17 protein-coding genes and 3 pseudogenes are annotated in these 18355 nt (G+C 54.4%); 8 read left to right on the forward strand and 12 right to left on the reverse strand.

The window, feature by feature from the left end; translation table 11 throughout:
* Positions 1 to 12: 12 nt before the first annotated feature.
* The 3 genes from KRAC_RS00690 (at position 13) to KRAC_RS00700 (ending at position 2597) form a co-directional block, all read left to right on the forward strand.
* Positions 13 to 1269: an MFS transporter gene (locus tag KRAC_RS00690; protein ID WP_040441661.1), complete on the forward strand. Its 1257-nt coding sequence runs from the start codon at positions 13 to 15 to the stop codon at positions 1267 to 1269.
* A gap of 235 nt (positions 1270 to 1504) precedes the next feature.
* A complete protein-coding gene (locus KRAC_RS00695; protein WP_007903719.1) occupies positions 1505 to 2290 on the forward strand; it encodes a hypothetical protein in 786 nt (261 codons plus the stop codon).
* Between the two features lie 64 nt (positions 2291 to 2354).
* A complete protein-coding gene (locus KRAC_RS00700) occupies positions 2355 to 2597 on the forward strand; it encodes a hypothetical protein (RefSeq protein ID WP_007903720.1) in 243 nt (80 codons plus the stop codon).
* On the opposite strand, the gene KRAC_RS00705 is transcribed toward KRAC_RS00700, so the two are convergent.
* From KRAC_RS00705 to KRAC_RS00720, 3 genes are all read right to left on the reverse strand, one after another.
* Positions 2587 to 3033, reverse strand: a complete 447-nt coding sequence (locus KRAC_RS00705; protein ID WP_007903721.1) for a YybH family protein — start codon at positions 3031 to 3033, stop codon at positions 2587 to 2589. The genes KRAC_RS00700 and KRAC_RS00705 overlap by 11 nt on opposite strands.
* Positions 3034 to 3390: 357 nt before the next feature.
* The gene (locus tag KRAC_RS00710; RefSeq protein WP_007903723.1) at positions 3391 to 4767 is read right to left on the reverse strand and encodes an FAD-binding oxidoreductase; all 1377 of its coding nucleotides are present in this window, start codon (positions 4765 to 4767) and stop codon (positions 3391 to 3393) included.
* A gap of 425 nt (positions 4768 to 5192) precedes the next feature.
* Positions 5193 to 5807, reverse strand: a complete 615-nt coding sequence (locus tag KRAC_RS00720) for an SDR family NAD(P)-dependent oxidoreductase (RefSeq protein ID WP_083814457.1) — start codon at positions 5805 to 5807, stop codon at positions 5193 to 5195.
* A gap of 116 nt (positions 5808 to 5923) precedes the next feature.
* On the opposite strand from KRAC_RS00720, the pseudogene KRAC_RS00725 reads away from it, so the two are divergent.
* A pseudogene (locus KRAC_RS00725) lies at positions 5924 to 7280 on the forward strand (RNA-guided endonuclease InsQ/TnpB family protein).
* On the opposite strand, the gene KRAC_RS00730 reads toward KRAC_RS00725, so the two are convergent.
* The 3 genes from KRAC_RS00730 to KRAC_RS78010 all read right to left on the reverse strand — a co-directional run bounded on the left by KRAC_RS00730 (position 7274) and on the right by KRAC_RS78010 (position 8308).
* On the reverse strand, positions 7274 to 7543 hold the full coding sequence (locus KRAC_RS00730; RefSeq protein ID WP_040441664.1) for an SDR family NAD(P)-dependent oxidoreductase: 270 nt from the start codon (positions 7541 to 7543) through the stop codon (positions 7274 to 7276). The pseudogene KRAC_RS00725 and the gene KRAC_RS00730 sit on opposite strands and share 7 nt — an antisense overlap.
* Complete coding sequence (locus KRAC_RS00735) at positions 7533 to 7769, reverse strand: NAD(P)H-binding protein (protein ID WP_040441665.1); 237 nt, start codon at positions 7767 to 7769, stop codon at positions 7533 to 7535. The genes KRAC_RS00730 and KRAC_RS00735 overlap by 11 nt, the downstream gene beginning before the upstream one ends.
* A gap of 410 nt (positions 7770 to 8179) precedes the next feature.
* Positions 8180 to 8308 carry a hypothetical protein gene (locus KRAC_RS78010; protein WP_274532072.1) on the reverse strand — a complete coding sequence of 43 codons (129 nt, stop codon included), beginning with the start codon at positions 8306 to 8308 and terminating at the stop codon, positions 8180 to 8182.
* A 307-nt stretch (positions 8309 to 8615) separates the two neighbouring features.
* Here KRAC_RS78010 and KRAC_RS00740 point away from each other — a divergent pair, with 307 nt between their 5' ends.
* The 3 genes and pseudogenes from KRAC_RS00740 to KRAC_RS70505 all read left to right on the forward strand — a co-directional run bounded on the left by KRAC_RS00740 (position 8616) and on the right by KRAC_RS70505 (position 11971).
* Positions 8616 to 9497 (forward strand): sigma-70 family RNA polymerase sigma factor, encoded by an 882-nt coding sequence (locus KRAC_RS00740; RefSeq protein ID WP_007903726.1) that lies wholly within the window; start codon positions 8616 to 8618, stop codon positions 9495 to 9497.
* 490 nt (positions 9498 to 9987) lie between these two features.
* Positions 9988 to 11528 (forward strand): annotated as a pseudogene (locus KRAC_RS64970) (nuclease/transposase family protein).
* 41 nt (positions 11529 to 11569) lie between these two features.
* Positions 11570 to 11971: a hypothetical protein gene (locus tag KRAC_RS70505; RefSeq protein ID WP_157506243.1), complete on the forward strand. Its 402-nt coding sequence runs from the start codon at positions 11570 to 11572 to the stop codon at positions 11969 to 11971.
* Positions 11972 to 12363: 392 nt separating this feature from the next.
* Here the strand turns inward: KRAC_RS70505 and KRAC_RS75105 are convergent, their stop codons facing one another.
* The 3 genes and pseudogenes from KRAC_RS75105 to KRAC_RS75115 form a co-directional block, all read right to left on the reverse strand.
* Positions 12364 to 12783: a sigma-70 family RNA polymerase sigma factor family protein gene (locus tag KRAC_RS75105; RefSeq protein ID WP_052567822.1), complete on the reverse strand. Its 420-nt coding sequence runs from the start codon at positions 12781 to 12783 to the stop codon at positions 12364 to 12366.
* A 33-nt stretch (positions 12784 to 12816) separates the two neighbouring features.
* Positions 12817 to 13047: pseudogene (locus KRAC_RS78015) on the reverse strand (sigma factor-like helix-turn-helix DNA-binding protein); the annotation flags it as partial.
* Between the two features lie 12 nt (positions 13048 to 13059).
* A complete protein-coding gene (locus KRAC_RS75115; protein WP_052567823.1) occupies positions 13060 to 13266 on the reverse strand; it encodes a sigma factor in 207 nt (68 codons plus the stop codon).
* 475 nt (positions 13267 to 13741) lie between these two features.
* Between KRAC_RS75115 and KRAC_RS00775 the strand changes: the two genes are divergently transcribed.
* Positions 13742 to 14149, forward strand: coding sequence for a VOC family protein (locus KRAC_RS00775; protein WP_007903730.1), 408 nt, complete (start codon positions 13742 to 13744; stop codon positions 14147 to 14149).
* Between the two features lie 824 nt (positions 14150 to 14973).
* On the opposite strand, the gene argC is transcribed toward KRAC_RS00775, so the two are convergent.
* The 3 genes from argC to argB form a co-directional block, all read right to left on the reverse strand.
* Positions 14974 to 16062, reverse strand: coding sequence for an N-acetyl-gamma-glutamyl-phosphate reductase (argC, locus tag KRAC_RS00785; protein ID WP_007903736.1), 1089 nt, complete (start codon positions 16060 to 16062; stop codon positions 14974 to 14976).
* Between the two features lie 153 nt (positions 16063 to 16215).
* Positions 16216 to 17373 (reverse strand): bifunctional glutamate N-acetyltransferase/amino-acid acetyltransferase ArgJ, encoded by a 1158-nt coding sequence (argJ, locus tag KRAC_RS00790; protein WP_007903737.1) that lies wholly within the window; start codon positions 17371 to 17373, stop codon positions 16216 to 16218.
* A 62-nt stretch (positions 17374 to 17435) separates the two neighbouring features.
* Positions 17436 to 18302: an acetylglutamate kinase gene (argB, locus tag KRAC_RS00795; protein ID WP_007903738.1), complete on the reverse strand. Its 867-nt coding sequence runs from the start codon at positions 18300 to 18302 to the stop codon at positions 17436 to 17438.
* Positions 18303 to 18355 lie beyond the last annotated feature (53 nt).

Below are 18355 nucleotides of genomic sequence, written 5' to 3' on the forward strand. Positions count from 1 at the left end.
AGTTTTTATCGTATGTTCAACAAACTGGTTCTATCAGGGGACCGACTCTCCAGTGTGCTTGCTGGACCTTGGAGCATGAAACTCTTCTACCTCGGCTATTTTTCCGCAATGGGCATTTACCTGCCCTACCTCGGTCTCTATCTAGGAGCCGTTGGACTATCTGGTACACAGATAGGTTTGACCGCCTCGATGTTTCCTCTGGCGGGCGTGGTGATGCCACCAATATGGGGTTTGCTCAGCGACCGCTATAGCTGGCGTAAACAATTGTTGATCGTAACGCTACTAGGCGCGGTAATTACCTCGCTTCTGCTCTGGCTGACGGCTCATTCCTTTCTTGTGCTACTCCTATGTGTTATTGTGTTGGCAATATCACTCAGTCCAGTAATTCCGCTGGCCGATGCTATTACGCTTCAATGGATCGGCCAGCGTGGTGGCAGCTATGGAACGGTCCGCGTTTATGGTTCTATTGGTTTTCTCGTCGCGGCCATTGTGGCGGGGAGCGTTCTGAATGAAGTTGGCATCACCGCGCTGTTCCTGCTGCTAGCCGTCGTATTTTGTGGTCCTTTTCTCGCCAGCTTCTTCGTGCCTGCCCAGAGTAAGGTAAGCATGGCACATGTGAAAAGGCGTGAGCTGATGGTACTGCTTCAAGATCGCACGCTGCTTCTGTTCCTGCTGCTCTGTATGGTGGGCTATGGTACCTTCGCCGCCTATAATACCTTCTTTGGCCTCTACCTGCGTGGGCTTGGAGTGAGCACCAGGGCCATCGGCCTGGCATCGGGAATGGCAAGCCTGAGCGAACTGCCGACCATGATGCTCTCCGGCATCATGATGAAACGATTAGGCGTTAAATGGCTGCTGCTGATCGGTTTGAGTGTGGCGGTTGTGCGCTGGCTAGCCTATGCGATCTTTACGGACTATAGCGTACTATTCGCCTTCACGCTGCTACATGGCGTCTCGTTTGCTAGCTTCTATATCGCCGCGGTGACCTTTATCGATCGGTACGTGCCAATTCACCTGCGGACAACGGGGCAGACATTGTTCTATGGCACAAGCTTCGGACTGGGTACCTGGGCGAGCACCAACCTGTTTGGCGCACTCTATGAACGACTACATGGCAGTGGAATATTTCTAGTGGCTGCAGTCCTCTGCGCCGCCTCTCTCCTCGGTCTGCTCCTGTTGATGCCACGCAATCCTGCCCCTGTGAGCAGCGAAATAAGCCAGCGAAAAGAATATGGGCCAAAGGAGGAAAAGGTCGAGGGATCTCATTAACTCGTTGCACATCCCTTGAGTCTCATAATTCCAAGCAACACTTTTGCTGTTCTGGAAGAGGTTATTTCTCTTATTGAAGCGTTTGTGGCGCTTGTGTGGACTCTCCAGGAAAAGTTCGACTTTTATTCCACAGCCGAATTCACCAGTCCCAACATGGGGTATAGCTCAGAAAAATTGATGGGACTATTCTCGGACATTACCGGCCGAGTTTGCGCCTGGTCGGTGGCGTCTGAAGATGCTTCTTTTAGATGTTGGGGAACGCTTGCGCAATGATCTCTACGATGCAGTTGAGACTGCGCTAAGTGCGCGCGAACTGACACGAGCTGCCGCGCTGATGACACGTATTGTTGAGTCACAACCTTTTTTGCGCCACCAGGAATGGCATACCTTTTTGCGCTGGCTCAGACAGTTTCCTGAAGAGATCCTGCGTGAATCACCTACGCTCAGCCAAACCTATGCCATGGTGCTGTTGTTCACGACGCAGCGACGTACCTCAGCCTTAAAGCCACAGTTTGAGAAGTATCTCCAGATGGCCGAACAGTGTTTGCAAGCCCTTGGCAACCTGCCTCGTCTGGGAGAAGTATTGACGCTGCACGCCCTCCTGAGCAAGCACGTGGACGATTACACGACTATGGTCCGCTGCGCGACATCAGCGCTCACGATGTTGCCGGACGAGGAACGGTTCTGGCGGGGTCTTGCCCTGGCTCTGCTTGGCATGGCTGCGCTTGTCGCGGGCAGGATGAGCGAGGCACGACAGCTCATACACGAAGCCTGGAAGCTCAATCCAGTCCCCTCCGAGAGGAGTTATGCCAGGCGTGGTGCGCTTCTCCAGCAAGGCTATCTTGCGCTTGGGGTAGGCCACCTGGAACAGGCAGTTCTGCTCATGCGCCAGGTCCTCGGCAGCGCCGGGGATGATCGCACCAACCAGGGAACGGCCCTGCTCCTGCTGGCGACCTCTCATATGAAAAGAAGCGCTCACACTAGCGCAGAGCGCAGGGTATCAGCGCCTCTTTCTCGATGAAGGTGCCGAGGAGATGGCTGCGATGCTCAAGGGAATAGTATCCGAGGCGCGTGAGCCCCTCTAGATGGCTTTTTTACGCACGTTGCTGCGTGGCTTTCCCACGGTTCAATCTTCGACAACATTAGCTACCGGCGATAATGTGCTTGAACTGCTCAGTTCTCAGGAGCGACGTGTCCTCCACGACTCTGCGCATCTGGATACGCCAGATAAGTCAAGAGAAGTGGAGCCACATCTCTCCCTGTCAACAAGATGTTTGACTGAGGACGAGGCTGTTGCCGAAACATCCTATGCAATGGCTATGGCTTGAGGGAGAGCACCGCTTTGCCATGCTCCAAATCGACAGGCACCGAGTTCTGATGGTGCACGATCAGCCACTTGCCGTTGATCTTACGGAAGCAGGCGGTCCAACGCAGCCAGAGATCGGTCTTCTGCCCAGTGTTCATGGTTCCGCTTATCCGGTTGAGGCTGTGGGTGAATGCAACATCATCGCCCACAGTGATAGACAGGTCGTGAATTTCATAGCCTATCGGACCCTGGAACGACGAGAACGTCTCTTCCCAAACGTTCCTGAATGCATCTGCTCCTATGTATCGTAGCGGGGGCACGATGTCGAACGACACGACCTCCGGCGCGTAGAGAGACATGATGCCTTCGATGTTCTTGTCATGAAGCGATCTGATGCAATCGTCTAGGAGTCTTTGGATTGCTGCTTCATCGTTTTTCTTGTGTTCTTCGACTGCCATAGTTTCCTCCTGGGAAAACACCTATCCTACTAAGGAAGAGCATCTTTTGATCAACAGATTAATTGTCAAGAAGCCAACAGCTTCATGTCAAAATTTACAGGTGGGTTATCATGTGCTCTCCTTTCGTGTTGCTCTGTGCTTTGCATGCCTCTCTCGCATTCGGTTCGGACAGGAGACGAGAAAGCACAGGCAGAATGTGACACTCCTCTGATTGTTGACGGAACTGCCCACCTGGTGCTTCCAGCAGAGCCGATCTCTCTGTCACTGGCGGCGCGGGTTTCTCTTGTCATCCCCTGGGACAAACCCAAGGACGCACGAACTGGATGACGATGCTTCCCCTCAGCCTCTCCCCTCGCATCAATCGTGCGCATCCTGTGGATCTGTCTTCCCGGCTTGAGTGTTGGCCGCCGGTTTGATGTTCTGGTTCTGGTTGAAAACGTTGTCAGGGTCATAGATGGCCTTGATGCTGGCGAGGCGAGCGTAGGTGGCGCTCGGATAGGCGGCAGCCACGCTCGCCTCGCCAGCATCGCTTAAGTAATTGGCGTAAGCACCAGTCGCCAGTAGTTCGAGCGGACGCCAGGCCGCCTGCCTGATGTGACGAACTTGCTCTTCTGGAGCGGCTGACGGCGCAAATGCCGCCATTATCACAAGCGCTTCATTCTCACGATGGGCAAAAGCAGTGGCCTGCGGGCTGACGCGAGCCATAGCTCCACCAAGGCTACGAATTTGTATAATGGGCGAACCCACCTTCCCATAATTGGCTGCAATGACTCCCAGAGCCTCTTTGCTCAAGGTTTTCAGAAAACCGTCTTGAGCAATCATCTGGAGTCCTGGAGGAAGCGCTGCGTTTTCCAGCATCGCGTAACACGGCTTCTTTTGGATATTTTGTACTTTCACGGTACCTAATTGCAGGAAGGGTGCGATAGCTTTGTTGGCCGCCACCTCGTCGTCTCCGGCGTAACAGAGGAGTACCATAACCTGGGGGACGGCTTGCGGACCAAACCCAGGAAAGAGGACGATGGTAGAATTGAGCTCCTCCGGCGCTTCGCGCATAGAACTGGTCCAGGCGGCCAGCACGGTTTCCACTTCGGCCATATCATAGATCACTGAACCGCCGACAACCGTTGTGTGGGGTTGGACGCGAAAATCAAAGGAGGTGACGACCCCAAAATTGCCGCCGCCGCCACGAATAGCCCAGAACAGATTGGGATGCTCCCCAGCACTGACGCGCAGGGTGCGACCGTCCGCCGTTATGAGTTCGGCTGCTTGCAGGCTATCGATAGTGAGGCCATGCGTGCGTACCATCCAGCCGATGCCTCCGCCGAGAGTTAGACCGCCCACCCCAACCTGGTTGGTATCGCCAGATGAAATGGCCAGACCATATTCTGCCAGAGCTTTCGCTACCTCGCCCCAGTGGGCACCAGCACCAATACGGACCAGGGAGCTTTCTGCATCAAGAAGCTCCACTTTGTTGAAGGCGGTGAGGTCGAGAACCAGGCCTCCGTTATTGGTCGCCTGTCCGCTCAAACCGTGACCACCGCTGCGCACTGATAATGCTAAATCTTGCTCACGCGCAAAGCGGATGGCCGTTACGATATCATCATTATTCTGGGCCCGTACAATCATTGCCGGGTTTCCTGCTTGATTGAAGACATTGCGCAGTTGATCATAATCCTGACTTTCGGGTACGATCACTTCTCCTGCGACAAGCTCAGTTAGTATTTGAGGATTCATTGATGAAGTGTCCTTTCTCAGATTGCTGTCTTACGATCATTAGGTCTTCTAATCATCAGAACGACAGCATTTCTTCTGCACTTTTTTCTTTCAGCCTTATGGCCTATTAGCCGGGTTTGACCTTTCACTCCTATGACGGAACGCAATGAAGGAGTGTGACGGCTGAATCGTCACCGCAGAACAAGCGATAGTGGTCATTCTTCTCCTTTTTTTGGAGAGATGCGGAGCTGAGCCAGATCATGGGCTTGTAAAATTCCGTTCCTGTATCCAGGCAGGTGCGGCACGCCTGGAATACATCATTGCGCATGTATAACTGACCACAACCCCAGACGCTCTTATCTCCCCAACTCCAGATACCGTCCCCAGAACTGGAACAACGAGCTCCGACGCTCCTAATTTCCGTTGATCACCGACTTTGATCATCATTACACATTCCTTGTCTCTCCACGAGGTCGTACTTCATTCGCTGCTGATTGAGCATATGGCCGAATCAACTCCTCTGACACTTGCCAGAGACGTTTGCGCACTGCCACGTCATAGGAAAGCTTGGAGGAAGGTGTCTCCTTGCTCTTGGAGAAGTACTTCCCACTCACTCCCTCAACCTCGGGCGAGGTTGCCAGGTAGAGCGTCGTCTGCGCTCCTTTCTCCACACTTATTCCAAACAAACTGTTTAGCGTCCCGATTAAACGCACAAAGCCTGTCAGGCCATCATTGAAGTTGGAGTCTACCAGCCCTGGATGGAGCGCGTTGACGGTGATGCTCGTACCTTTGAGCCGGTCGGCCAGTTCGTAGGTGGAATAGATTTGCGCCAGCTTGGACTGAGCATAGGCTTTTGAGGGACTATACCGTCGTTCGCCTTGCAAATCAGCAAAATCGATTCTCCCGAGGGTATGCCCAGCGGAGCTGACATTGATGATACGCGCCGGGACGCTGGCCTTGAGAGTATCCAGCAGCAGTTCGGTGAGCAGGAATGGAGCCAGGTAATTGGTGGCAAAGGCGTACTCCAATCCGTCAGGTGTCACTTCCCATTCACCGGACATCGCCTGCGGATGCCCCCGTTTTCAAACGCGGGGAGGAAGCAGGCGTTCCTTGTCGGAGTGGGGCAACGGAGGGGGAGCCTTTCCGGTTCGCTGCCCCGCAAAAAGAAAAGTAGACTATGAAACAAACCATCATTGCCAAACTCAAGTTGCACACCACCAGCGAGCAGCTCGCCCAGCTTCGTAATCTGCAGCTGGCCTATCGCGACGCGCTGAATTATGTCAGCCGCTACGCCTTCGAACATGGCAAAATGAGCAGCAAAAGGCGCTTGCAGGAGGGCACCTATCAAGAGCTTCGGGTGCTCTACGCCTTGCCGGCGCAGATGGCCTGTTCTGTCCCTCGCCAGGTAGGAGCGACCTACAAGGGCTTGTGGACCAAATACAAAAAGCATGCCGCCAGCCGCAAGGCCGGGGTGACCAAGAAACGCTACAAAGGACTCGACCAGCCGCCCCGCTATCTCTCTCCCACCGTGACCTATCAGCAGGGCCGGGACTACGGCTTCAAAACCGAGCAGCGCGTTTCGGTCCTGACCCTCTCCGGTCGGCTGATCCTTCCCTACAGCGGCTACGAGCGCCATGTGGCCCCTCATCGAGCAGGGAACCTCCATCGGTACGGCGCAGTTGTGGTATGACCAGCGGAAAAAGCGCTTCTACTTGCTGGTGGCGCTCTCCCTGGAACTGCCCGACCCCGAGCCAGGCGACCTCCCCCAAGTGGTTGGGGTGGACGTCGGACGGCGGTACCTGGCGGTGACCTCGACCACTACTGGCTCGGGTGATCCTCTCTTCTTTTTGGGCAAAGAGGCGGTTGCCCAAGCTGACCACTACACCCGCCTGAGAAAACGACTTCAGCAGAAAGGCACTCGCGGCGCAATGCGCAAAGTGCGTGCGATTGAGCAGCGAGAGAGACGGTTGAAAGCTGAGACCAACCACTGCATTTCCAAGCGCATCATCCACAGGCACCCCGCGTCCCTCATCGGGCTGGAAGAGCTAACAGACATTCGAGAGCGCACCAAGCCAAAGAGGCACCGGCGCACAAAGCAAGGCAAAAGCAGCGAGCTGGTCTCCCCCAAGCAGCGCAGGGAAAACCGGCGGCGCTCCCAATGGTCCTTTGCCCAACTGCAGGCCATGATTGCCTACAAGGCGATGCTCGCCGGCTCAGTGGCCATCAAAGTCGATGCCGATTACAGCAGCCAGGCTTGCCCCAGGTGCGGGCACACCGCGCGGGCCAATCGGCCAGGCAAGGGCCTCGTCTTTGTCTGTCAGAACTGCCATTACACGCTCCATGCGGATCTGGTGGGAGCGAGGAATCTGGTGCTGCGAACGCTTCTGGTTTGGCAAGACTGGGCCAGAACGGGGCTGTTGTCGGTAGCCCCTGATACGTCGGACAGCGAAGCCAAAGCGGCACGCCTCTCAAGGTATGCCGAGTTGCGGTGGAGTCCAGACGCAAGCCCCTCGCTTCAGCGATGGGGTCACTGACTCTTCACCCCCCCTGCGTTATTGATCAACACGTGAAGCTGCGTGTATTTTTGTGTAAACTCGCTAGCGGCGCGGCACACCTGGGAAAGCTCAGAGAGGTCGGCGACAATCAGGTCCACCTGCGCATTTCCGCTCGCCTCTTTGATCTCTGCCTGTGCGGCTTCACCTTTCGCGCGGTTGCGGCAGACCATCACCACCGTCGCGCCCATCCTGGCCAGTTCTCTGGCTGTCGCCTTACCAATACCCGAACTGCTACCTGTCACCAGACAAACTTTTCCTTGCATGTTCATTACTGCCATGATAGATGTCTCTCCAATCTTGGAAACTGAAACGCATTCCATCCACGATCTCAACTTGCGGATGAGAGAACAGTTGCGCTGCTTTCTCGCGCGAACGGGCCAGGGTCTTGACCTGATAACCGGCTGCTACCAGTGCGTTGACGAGGTTGCTGCCGAGCAAGCCAGTACTGCCGGTGACGAATGCTTTCATGTTTTTATTCTCGTTCTAGTCTGTGCTATGTCGGGACCCCAGCTACGAAACTCTATAAATGAACATTGACCGTATCATGCTTCTGAGAAGCCCCTTGCAGGGAGTCTCATTTCACACAGGATGAGACTCCTGAGGCATCAGAACTTCTTTCCCTGGTGCGAACGCTTGCAGATCCTCAAACGACAAGGAGAAGTCAGGAATGATCTCATCGAGGATCGCCTCGAAGCGTTGAGGATAGCCCTGAAGAAGCTCTGCCAGCAGTTGCTATTCCTCTGAAGCTTCAGAAGCTTCTCCCACAGCGAGTAAGGTAGCAAACGCAGGGGCATTGATCACCGCACGCGGTGAGATCAGCAGCCCATTCATCAAGAAGTTTTTGAGCATGTACGTTTACCCCAGCATTCCTTTTTGCATCAATTCCCGATCATGCACCAGGGCATATTTGAGATACAGGTCGAGATACAAGTCGCCTTGAGCAGCGCTTGGAAGCCCTGCGTGGCAGCAAGAAGAATCGTTGTGGGGTTGCTCATTCGTGTTTGCATGTTCCATCTTCTTTGGATGACGTCAGGTACATCAGGATACCTTTACATCCAGATGAGGACCTCATCCGTTGTTTGACTTTTCAGGTTGATCTTGACGGGTCGCCCAGTCGGCGCTTTGTGCGCGGGAGTGAGTCTCCCTGTCACATCGGCCAGGTTTCCTTTGTCATTACTATGACAAAACGAAACGAGGAAATGTGACCGATGATGGATACACACAACTGGCTGGCTGCATCTGAGCCGTTCCGATTACATCGGCCAGATTTCCTTCGTTACTCCTATGACAAAACGAAACGAGGAAATGTGACCGATGATAGAGACACACAACTGGCTGGCGGAGCAATTCGAGGCGGAGCGTCCTCGCCTGCGAGCGATGGCCTACCGCATGCTCGGCTCACTCGCCGAGGCGGAGGATGCCGTCCAAGAGGCCTGGCTGCATCTGAGCCGTTCCGACACGAGTAACGTCTCGAACCTGGGCGGGTGGCTGACGACGGTGGTGGCACGAGTCTGCCTCAACATGCTCCATGCGCGTACGTCGCGGCGTGAGGAGTCTCTGGAAGCGTCCGTGTCCGCGCCCATCACAAGCCGCGAGGGCGGGATCGACCCCGAGGAAGAAGCGGAGCTTGCCGATGCAGTGGGTCTGGCTCTGCTGGTGGTCCTCGACACGCTTTCTCCCGCCGAGCGCCTCGCCTTCGTCCTGCACGACATCTTCGCCGTGCCCTTCGATGAGATTGCTCCTATTGTGGAACGTTCTCCGATGGCGACAAGGCAACTTGCCAGCCGTGCCCGCCGCCGCGTGCGAGGGTCGGCAATGGGGAAAGACGCCGATCTTGCCTACCAGCGAGAAGTCGTTGATGCCTTCCTCGCCGCCTCGCGCGAAGGTTCCTTCGACGCACTACTGGCAGTGCTCGATCCAGATATCGTGTTCCGAGCCGACCACGCAGCCGTGTCCCGAGGCGCGGTAAGGGAGGTCCGTGGTGCACAGGCCGTAGCCAGGGGAGCCAGGCATCTCCTGGGACGTATCCCGTTCGCACAACCGGTGCTCGTGGACGGAGCGGTGGGAATCGTTATGGCCCCGCGTGGGTGGCTACTGCTGCGTCTCACCATCAGGCACGGCAAGATCGTCGCCATCGATGCGGTCACCGATCCTGCACACCTGCACCAGTCGCGCCTTGCGATCCTGCACGACTGACGAGCCACAGTTGGCTGCCGCGAGTATCTGTTCCTTCATGTGAGGTGAGGAAGCGAGACAAAATGGAGAGCTTACAAAAAGTCGGGCTTGAAAGCCCCCGCGATTCCATCCGGGGGATGAAAAGCCGTTCCTTGTTTGGGGGGTAGGTGGGGGAGCAATTGAGGATGGTTTCTCCAAACTTGACAGGAGCCGCTGGTTGTAGTACACTTGTTCTAGCTTGCCGTGATCGGCACCGCGCTCTCGTCGGTGGCCGACATTCCCAGCGACGGGACTGATGCGGGGGTGAGTCGGACGAGAGAACCTCGTCTTCCCCCTGTGGGAACGCGAGACTGGACGATGAGGCGAAAACGGTGCTGATCGGGCCGGGATGCGATCGTTTTGCGCAGATGGCAGGGGACGTGAGCTTTTGCATGTGCACCCCATGCAAAAAGATAGAGAGAGGCTGAGCAACCCATGAAGCGAGCCCGCGACCCCAACATTTCTCCTCGAAGTGCCCCTGCGCGTGGACTGGAGCCAGGAGCAGCGCTTGCGCGCTCACTTGGAGGCTGCTCGGCAGCTGTATAACGCACTGCTTGGAGAAGCCAACAAGCGACTCAGGCGGATGCGTAACGATCCTGCCTGGAGCAAAGCCTGTGCCATTCCTCGTACTCACAGGCAAGAACGAACTCAGGCGTTTTCTCATGTGCGCACAAAGCATCACTTTTCGGAGTACGCCCTGCATGAGTACGCGAAACGTGCTCGTGCCTCCTGGATCGCTGATCACATTGACAGTACCATGGCCCAAACACTGGCAAGCCGGGCGTATCACGCGGTAGAGTAGCGTCTGTGTGGGCAAAGCCAAACGAGTCCGCTTTCGCAGTCAAGGGCGCGGCATCGATAGCGTCGAGGGCAAGCGCAACGATGTTGGCCTGCGCTTTCTCCTTGACCCAGGTGTGGGCGATGGAGGCTTTCTCCTCTGGAATACAGAAGTGATCCCGGCGATCATCGACTGGCGTGATCCTGTTGTCCAGCATGGTCTGCACCACCCCATCAAGTATGTGCGCCTGGTCCGCCGCAAAGCCTCCTCTCCACGAGCACAGGGCGCTGACCATGACGGCAACCGCTATGTCGTGCAACTGGTCGCGAGAGGGTCATGCGTTCGTCAAGCCCAAGCACATGGAGGGAAGAACCGATACGATTGGTTTGGATATTGGCCCCTCCACGCTGGCGATTGTCCCGCGCGATGGCGACGCCGATCTTGTGGCGTTCTGTGAGGGTCTGGTTCCTGATGCTCAACAAAAGCGGCGCTTGCAACGCAGGATGGAACGACAGCGTCGTGCAAACAATCCAGGAAACTACGACGAGATGGGACGCATCAAGAAACAGGGCAAAACACGCTTGCCCTGGAAAGAGAGCAAGAGGTATCAAACAACCAGGAGACAGCATGCCAACCTGGAGCGCAGACTCGCCGCGCACCGCAAAAGTCTCCATGGCAACCTCGCGCATCGCATTGCCCAGGTGGGGAATACCATCACCATCGAAAAAACCTCGTTCAAAGGATGGCAGAAGCAGTATGGGAAAAGCATCGGACTTCGCGCCCCAGGGATGTTTGTAGCGCATCTGGCCCGCATAGTTGCAAAAACTGGCGGCACCCTGAGTGAAGTCTCTGCCTTCAAGACCAAATTGAGTCAATATTGTCATGCCTGCGGAGCCTATGTCAAGAAGCTCAGATCACAACGCTGGCACCACTGCCCTTGTGGCTTGGGGCCGGTGCAACGCGATTTGTACTCGGCCTTTTTGCTGGCCCACCTGGAACCGGAACACACCATCCCCTCTGTCACCCAGCACGTCTGGGAAGGTGCGGAGCCGCGCCTGCGAGCCGTGATGGAGGGGCTGCAACAACGTGCGAATGAGGGGCAAGTGCTGCCCCGAAGCATGGGCGTGCTGGCTTCTGGGAAAGCTGTCCGTGCCGGAGCGCGTCGGCTCGAAAGTCCTGCTTATCCCCACCAAGAGCCTTGTTCTCCGTCAGGTGAGCAAGGAAACGGTGGGTGAGCAACAGGAACCCCCGCGCATTCATGCCGGGGAGGTTTCAGTTGAGGCTATCAGTCATCGTCACTACCAGGATTTGTAAACCATGTGGCGAGGTTTCGTTTGCTCTGGTCGTCTTGCATGATCAGGAAGGTCATCCGAGGCTTTTCACCACTCATCGAGGAGACCAGCACCTGACGATAGGGCTGCCAGTCATGCTCGCGCACTATGAGCAAGCGGCTGGCTTGGCGAGCCTCAAACGCATTGTTGTAGATCGCGAGGGCATGGCGGCGGAATTCCTGGCAGAGTTGGCAGGCGAAGGGCGGACAGTGGTCACGGTACTGCGCACCGACCAATATACAAGGCTGGAGTCGTTCCGGGAGGGAGAAGAGTTTGTTCCGTTGCGAGCGAATCGACAGGGCAAAATCATCTGGAAGGTAGCGCTGGCACGTTTCGGTCTGTCATGAGTCTCCACACCCAGGGCAAGAACTGGAAGTGTGGGTGGCGCTGATCCGTGACTGGCGTCGTCTGGTTCCCAATGCTCCCTCATCAGAAGAGGAAGATCGGCCCCTACGGTGGGATGAGAAACCCGATGGAACCCACGAGTACTGGTTAGATGAGAGTTGGCAGGCCACTCCTTTCCCTGCACCACCGATGGAGCCAAAGCTGATTCCCATTATGACGACAGCGACAGAGGTAGATACGGTAGAATTGGTACAGACCTACACGCGACGCTGGCCCTATGACAATGCACGTTTTAAAACAGAGGACACGCCGTGTGCTCGCAAAATTGGGTGGCATCCAATTTTGCGAACACACAATCCCAGCTTTTCATTGATGCTCTTTGCTAATAGTGAGCTTACATCAATTCGTCGAGTTTTTGCCGCTCTTGCCGCTTCTCTAGTTGGCGTTGAAGGAAAGCCAGCTTCTCAGGATTCATCATGCAGCGCAAGCCTGTGATATTACCGTCGATAATATCAAACGTCAAAACTATGTTGAGTTGGGAGTCACCCCAGGATAGGAGGGCTGGTGCCCCGTTGATCTCTTCAATGGACTGAATGTGATTCGCGGGTATCTGGTTCGCCCAGAAAAGGAACCGTTTCGCAAGGGTCTCTCGTCCAGAGATAGGATGTAGAGCCGCGCGAACCCTGCCACCACCATCCGCCCAGGCCGTCGCATCAGAAGCCAGCAGTTGGGTCAAAGAGGCGAGATTTCCAGACTGGCACGCCGCGAGAAAAGATTCCGCGAGGCGACGGCTGGTTTCTTGCGAAACAGTCACCCGCCGATGTTTCTTCGCAACATGGTTTTTCGCCCGATGGAAGAGTTGGCGACAATTTTCTGGTGTTTTTTCAAGTATTTCGGCAATTTCAGCAAATGAGTAATCGAAAACCTCGTGAAGTAGAAAAACGGCGCGCTCTGGCGGGGTCAAGGCTTCTAACAGAGCGAGAAAGGCAAGGGAAACGGACTCCTGCTGCTCGAACTTTGTTTCCGGAGACTCTTCATTTGATGAGGTGAGTAGCGGCTCAGGGAGCCATATCCCAATATACTCCTCCCGCTAAACACGGGCAGATTTCAGATAGTTGAGACAAAGATTGACAACAATGGCCGTGAGAAATGATTTGAGTGACTGAATAGTAGCCGTTTCTGCCTGTTGATAACGCAAATACTCATCTTGAACAATATCTTCGGCCTGACTCACGCTCCCCGTCATACGATACGCGATTGAGAACAAGAGTGGACGGTATGCTTGAAAATGCTCCATGGTGCCGTTGGGACCTTCGCCTTAGTGTATTTATCTATTTATTATAATCCCTGCATCTGGCGATGAGGCAAAAAGATTTTGCTCAAGCGCAAGAGTGCAGCAAGTTTTTTTGCAAAACCCCAGAGATGTGCTTGTAAGACTTTGGCCAGATATTTTCCTGCCGTGCTCTTGGATTCACTTGGTAAATAAGGTGAAGAGCGAGCGGGTTTTGAGGCGAAGAGTGAGCAATCAACGCGAAGCATGAGCAGTAATGGGAGAATGCCTGGGAAGGCCGCTCCACACTTGGTCTACTTCTCCTAAGAGATGGAAATAAGAACGAGCAAGATACGAGAAGTTTTGTCCCTCCTACTGTGCTACACTGTGCCATGTCGAGAACAGATGCGCTCTGCGCCAGAACGAGTGACAAGGGGCCTAACTCGCGTATGCGCATGGACTCTCGTTCCGACGCGACAAAGAAAGAAGAGAGGTGTACACCATGGTTCGCGATATCATTGCATCTGTGTTGTTTGTCCGAGACCTGGGCAGATGCCTGACGTTTTATCGAGATACGCTCGGGCTTGAGATGCAAAATAGCGATGCCCATTCTGCCGCTTTCAAAATGAAAGACATCTATTTCCTCCTGCTGGATTCCTCAGCCGCCGCAAGCCTGATCGATTCAGAGGAAGATGAGCTCAAGACCAAGATCGAGGGAGGACCTCGGGGACTCCTGGCCGCTGAGGTTGAGGATGTCGACGCCGCCTACGAGGAGCTTTCGGCTAAGGGAGTCACGTTTAGGAGACCCCCAACCGACCAGCCCTGGGGGAAGCGCACGGCACACTTTGCTGATCCCGAAGGCAACCTCTGGGAGATCAACCAGCCCATTGAATCAAAGCCAGAGGAGTAGGCAAAGCCGTTCCGTGGCGCCTTCTGGTCATCGCAGCAAGGCTGGCAGGACCCGAAGCCTTACAGGTTTTTCTTTGAGTCTCATTGGGGAGACTCAAAAAAAAACCTGAGCCCTCAGTCACACCCCTCTTCGTCTCCTCTATATTTCCGCGAGTATGGGTTTTATTTACAACTTTCCATTCCTGCCCACTGGATGTGGAGCGGTTTTCCCAAGTAACGCGCGCACCAGTGCTCATGCTTCGCGCTGATTGCTCACTCTTCGCCTCAAAACCTGCTCGCTCTTCGCCTTATTTACCATCACTGTCCCACGGGATGTGCAATGAGATTGTCTGACATTCCATCATCATGAGAATGCGCATAAGGCAGAAGATTTCATTATGCACCTAAGTGCTTGTATTTCTGTATTTAGGTGCTTTAAGTATTACCTCTCTTTCTCTTAAAATACTTTTCAGACACTAATTGAAGGAGAGACTACGTATGGATAATGTCCCTGATAAGAAACAAAAGAAATCTGGGAAGGGATTTCAAAGAGGGGTATTGCTAATTGTATTAGCTCTAGTATCATGTACTACATGTTCAATTCTTTTGTACTTGCTTCCTGCACTGTTTGGTCTTCCGCTCGGATAGCTCGAAATCGACCCGACCGAGAGTACCTTCGCTGTGACACAAGGAGCGGCTTTTTATCCCCCGGATGGAATCGCGGGGGCTTTCAAGCCCAACTTTCTGTAAAAGGTAGAGAGCATGCATTTTTCGCTGTGACAATGATGCTTGTGCTGTCATTACCTGCTCCATTCTCTCAACTCAACATTTTTGCGACACCACCAGCTAAGGAACCATGCTCAGGCCAGCTAATCCTAGTGCCTCCGGGAGTCCGCAGAGCAAATTGGCATTTTGAATGGCCTGGCCCGAGGCACCCTTGACCAGGTTATCCAGGCAAGCGACAACAATCAAGCGCTGTGTGCGTCTATCAACGATTGGATGGAGAAAACAATGATTGCTTCCAACGGTCCACTTGGTATGTGGAGCTTGATCAACCACATGCACAAACGGCTCATTCTCATAGAAGCCTTGATACAGTGCACAAATTTTCTCGCTTGTTGGAACCTGCCCACGTTCATCTGCACGCAACTCAGCATAGCTTGTCGAGAGGATACCACGCGTCATCGGCGCAATATGCGGAACAAACGTCAGCCGTAGCCCACCCTCGACGGGATGACCACCGATTGCAGCAGCGGCTTCAAGTTCTTGCACGATTTCTGGCAGATGGCGATGGCCCTCCAGGTTATACGCCCACACATCCTCATTCGCTTCTGGATAGTGGTAGGCGAGTACGGGAGTACGCCCTCCCCCACTGATACCGGTTATGGAGTTAATAATTATGTTGGGGCCAACAATGCCAGCCGCCAAAGCAGGAGTGAGTGCCAGGATTGCGGCGGTTGAGTGACAGCCAGGATTAGCAACGAGTGGCGCGAGGCGCACCTGCTCACGATAGCGTTCACACAGGCCATAGACCGCGCTCTCCAAGAGGGCGGGAGCAGGATGGGGGTGGGTGTACCACGTCTCGTAGACCTTGCTATCATGGAGGCGAAAATCCGCAGACAGATCGACCACCTTGATTCCACGCTCGACCAAACTCACCACTGCTGTCGCAGCTGCTGCATGTGGGAGGCACACGAAAGCTAGCTCAGTCTGAGCAGGTTCTTCGGTGACGACAAGAGCAGGATCTACGGCGGGCGTTTTCTGGTCGGGTGGTGGGAGGATCGCCCGCAGGTGCGGAAAAATCTCCTCCAAACGTTTGCCCACTGCACTACGCCCAGTCACCGAGACGACCCTAAACTCAGGGTGCTGGGCCAGCAAGCGCACTAATTCCAATGCGGTATAGCTTGTAATATTGACAATCGAAACGGTTTTCATCTGCGCCCCTCTCATCTCTACGCACAACCGGAGCAACGGTGCTCGTGTTATATTTCTTTCCTCTGTACTGTGCCTGCTGGCCAGGTTAGAAGGTGAAATCACGCGCAAAGGCCTGAGGCCGGGGGAGAAAATCACCTTCCCCTCGCCATCCCCTCAGGTCGTATACTTGCCGTTAATAGCAACATACTCATCTGTGAGATCGCATCCCCAGACTCGTGCAGAGGCATTGCCCAGCCCAAGGGAAATGTGAATACAGATCTCGGCATTGCTTAAGTAGGTTTTGACGTGCGCAAGATCTTCATCACGAAGAGGCTGGCCCAGGTACACAGGAACATCTCCAAAAGCGATGGAGACCTTCTCAGGGACAATAGCGGTTTGCTCCTCACACTTGCCAATAGCCATGGCGATGCGACCCCAGTTAGGGTCCTCGCCAAAAATGGCTGTTTTGACCAACGGGGAATTGACGACAGATTTCGCGACACGTTTCGCCTGCACAAACGACTCGGCATCCGCAACCGTTACTTCTATCAGTTTTGTGGCGCCCTCTCCGTCACGTGCCAGTTCTTTCGCTAACTCGACAGCCATTCGTTGTAATGCCTGCCGAAAAGCCTCATGGTCTACGTGCCCTGCCAGACCATTCGCCATAATTGCGACTGTATCGCTGGTACTGGTATCTGTATCCACGCTGACCATATTGAATGATATATTCACGGCCTCTTGTAGGTACTGGTGCAGCAGTTCAGGCTCAATCTGAGCATCAGTCATGAAGTAACTCAGCATGGTTGCCATGTTGGGTTCGATCATGCCAACTCCCTTGGCGATGCCCACAAGCACTGCGTCGCCAATGCGACAGCTACGCATTTTCGGATGGGTATCGGTTGTCATGATGGCACGGGCTGCTCGCTCAAGCTGACCGGATCGCATTTCTTGCGCAATCCCTCGAATACCTTGACGGATCTGCGGCATTGGTAATTGTCGTCCAATAACCCCTGTAGATGAGGGCAAAATGTTGTCAGGAGCAATAGCCAGTTCCTCGGCGACGAGCCGCACAACTTCGCGAATGTTGGCGAGCCCCTGCTCGCCGGTTGCGACATTGGCATTCTTGCTATTGATGACAAAAGCCTGCAACTGCTTATTCGCTACATGTTCGCGACCGACGTGAATAGCGGCCCCACAAAACCGATTCTGCGTAAACATCGCGGCAGCCGAAGCAGGGACTTCTGAGGCAATCACTGTAAAATCCAGCGTTGTGTCCTTAATCCCAACATTTTTCGCACAGGTGCGAAATCCTCGTGGTTGTTCATCTAGCATGTGTCTATCTTTCCCTTTAGCGCTTTTCTCTCTCTAAACTGTTGTGAGCAATCTCATCTCTTCTAACGCACAAACTTGGTCCCGAGTGGCAGATCTTCCAGTGTATGCAGAAGCACATGCGAGGTACAGCCGTTCGCAATCTGGACGCAGGGGACATCTTCCAGTGCATGGAGGCACGCATTCACCTTCGGGATCATACCATCTTTGATAACGCCTCTCTCGATGAGTGTATGGGCCTCCGCCTCGTTCATTTCTGAAATGAGAGAACCATCCGAGCCATAAATGCCATCGATATCGCTCAAAAACGTCAGGCGTGATGCCTGCAAGGCCGCGGCGAGACGTGAAGCCACCAGGTCCGCGTTCATATTCAGACTGCTTCCATCTGGTCCCAGTCCCAGCGGGGCGATAATGGGAATATAGCCGTCATCGAGTACCTGCCGCACCAGCATGGGATGAATGGCGTCGATTTCACCAACAAATCCAAGGCTTTCGTCCGCTATATGCCCCCGTACGATATTTCCGTCCGTTCCGCAAAGGCCAACCGCGTCTCCACCAAGTTGCGTTGCCATGGCCACCAGTTCTTGATTAATTTGACCGCACAAGACCATGCGCACGATTTCCAGCGTTTGGGCATCGGTGACACGCAATCCGTGCTCAAAACGAATGGGGACATGTAACTTTGTAAGCCATTCATTAATCACGGGTCCACCACCATGCACCAGGACGATGCTGGCGCCCAGCGCATGTAGGCAGATGCAATCCTGTATCACCGTACGCTGATGCTCCAGCGCACTTCCCCCCAACTTCACGACAAACGTTTTGCCTTTGAGGCGTGAGAACGTACGCCTGCTTTTCCTTGCGCTTGTTGTGGAAGAGAGATCATTTTCACAGAGGGGCTGCTTTGTTGCTGGTAATGATGAAGTAACCATCTTAAACTACTTCCTTACATACTCATCTCAAATGTTGTTCAATCAGAGACTCT

Origin of the sequence: Ktedonobacter racemifer DSM 44963 (genome assembly GCF_000178855.1) — a bacterium.
Classification (GTDB): Bacteria; Chloroflexota; Ktedonobacteria; order Ktedonobacterales; family Ktedonobacteraceae; genus Ktedonobacter; species Ktedonobacter racemifer.

Coding starts and splice junctions, on each gene's coding strand:
- KRAC_RS75115 (WP_052567823.1), bottom strand. CDS start 13,266: ATGGAGCATTTTCAAGCATACCGTCCACTCTTGTTCTCAATCGCGTAT.
- KRAC_RS00720 (WP_083814457.1), bottom strand. CDS start 5,807: ATGTCCGGTGAATGGGAAGTGACACCTGACGGATTGGAGTACGCCTTT.
- KRAC_RS00690 (WP_040441661.1), top strand. CDS start 13: ATGTTCAACAAACTGGTTCTATCAGGGGACCGACTCTCCAGTGTGCTT.
- KRAC_RS00700 (WP_007903720.1), top strand. CDS start 2,355: ATGGCTTTTTTACGCACGTTGCTGCGTGGCTTTCCCACGGTTCAATCT.
- KRAC_RS00740 (WP_007903726.1), top strand. CDS start 8,616: ATGATAGAGACACACAACTGGCTGGCGGAGCAATTCGAGGCGGAGCGT.
- argJ (WP_007903737.1), bottom strand. CDS start 17,373: ATGCTAGATGAACAACCACGAGGATTTCGCACCTGTGCGAAAAATGTT.
- KRAC_RS78010 (WP_274532072.1), bottom strand. CDS start 8,308: ATGCAAACACGAATGAGCAACCCCACAACGATTCTTCTTGCTGCCACG.
- argB (WP_007903738.1), bottom strand. CDS start 18,302: ATGGTTACTTCATCATTACCAGCAACAAAGCAGCCCCTCTGTGAAAAT.
- KRAC_RS00705 (WP_007903721.1), bottom strand. CDS start 3,033: ATGGCAGTCGAAGAACACAAGAAAAACGATGAAGCAGCAATCCAAAGA.
- argC (WP_007903736.1), bottom strand. CDS start 16,062: ATGAAAACCGTTTCGATTGTCAATATTACAAGCTATACCGCATTGGAA.
- KRAC_RS00710 (WP_007903723.1), bottom strand. CDS start 4,767: ATGAATCCTCAAATACTAACTGAGCTTGTCGCAGGAGAAGTGATCGTA.
- KRAC_RS00735 (WP_040441665.1), bottom strand. CDS start 7,769: ATGAAAGCATTCGTCACCGGCAGTACTGGCTTGCTCGGCAGCAACCTC.
- KRAC_RS00775 (WP_007903730.1), top strand. CDS start 13,742: ATGGTTCGCGATATCATTGCATCTGTGTTGTTTGTCCGAGACCTGGGC.
- KRAC_RS00695 (WP_007903719.1), top strand. CDS start 1,505: ATGCTTCTTTTAGATGTTGGGGAACGCTTGCGCAATGATCTCTACGAT.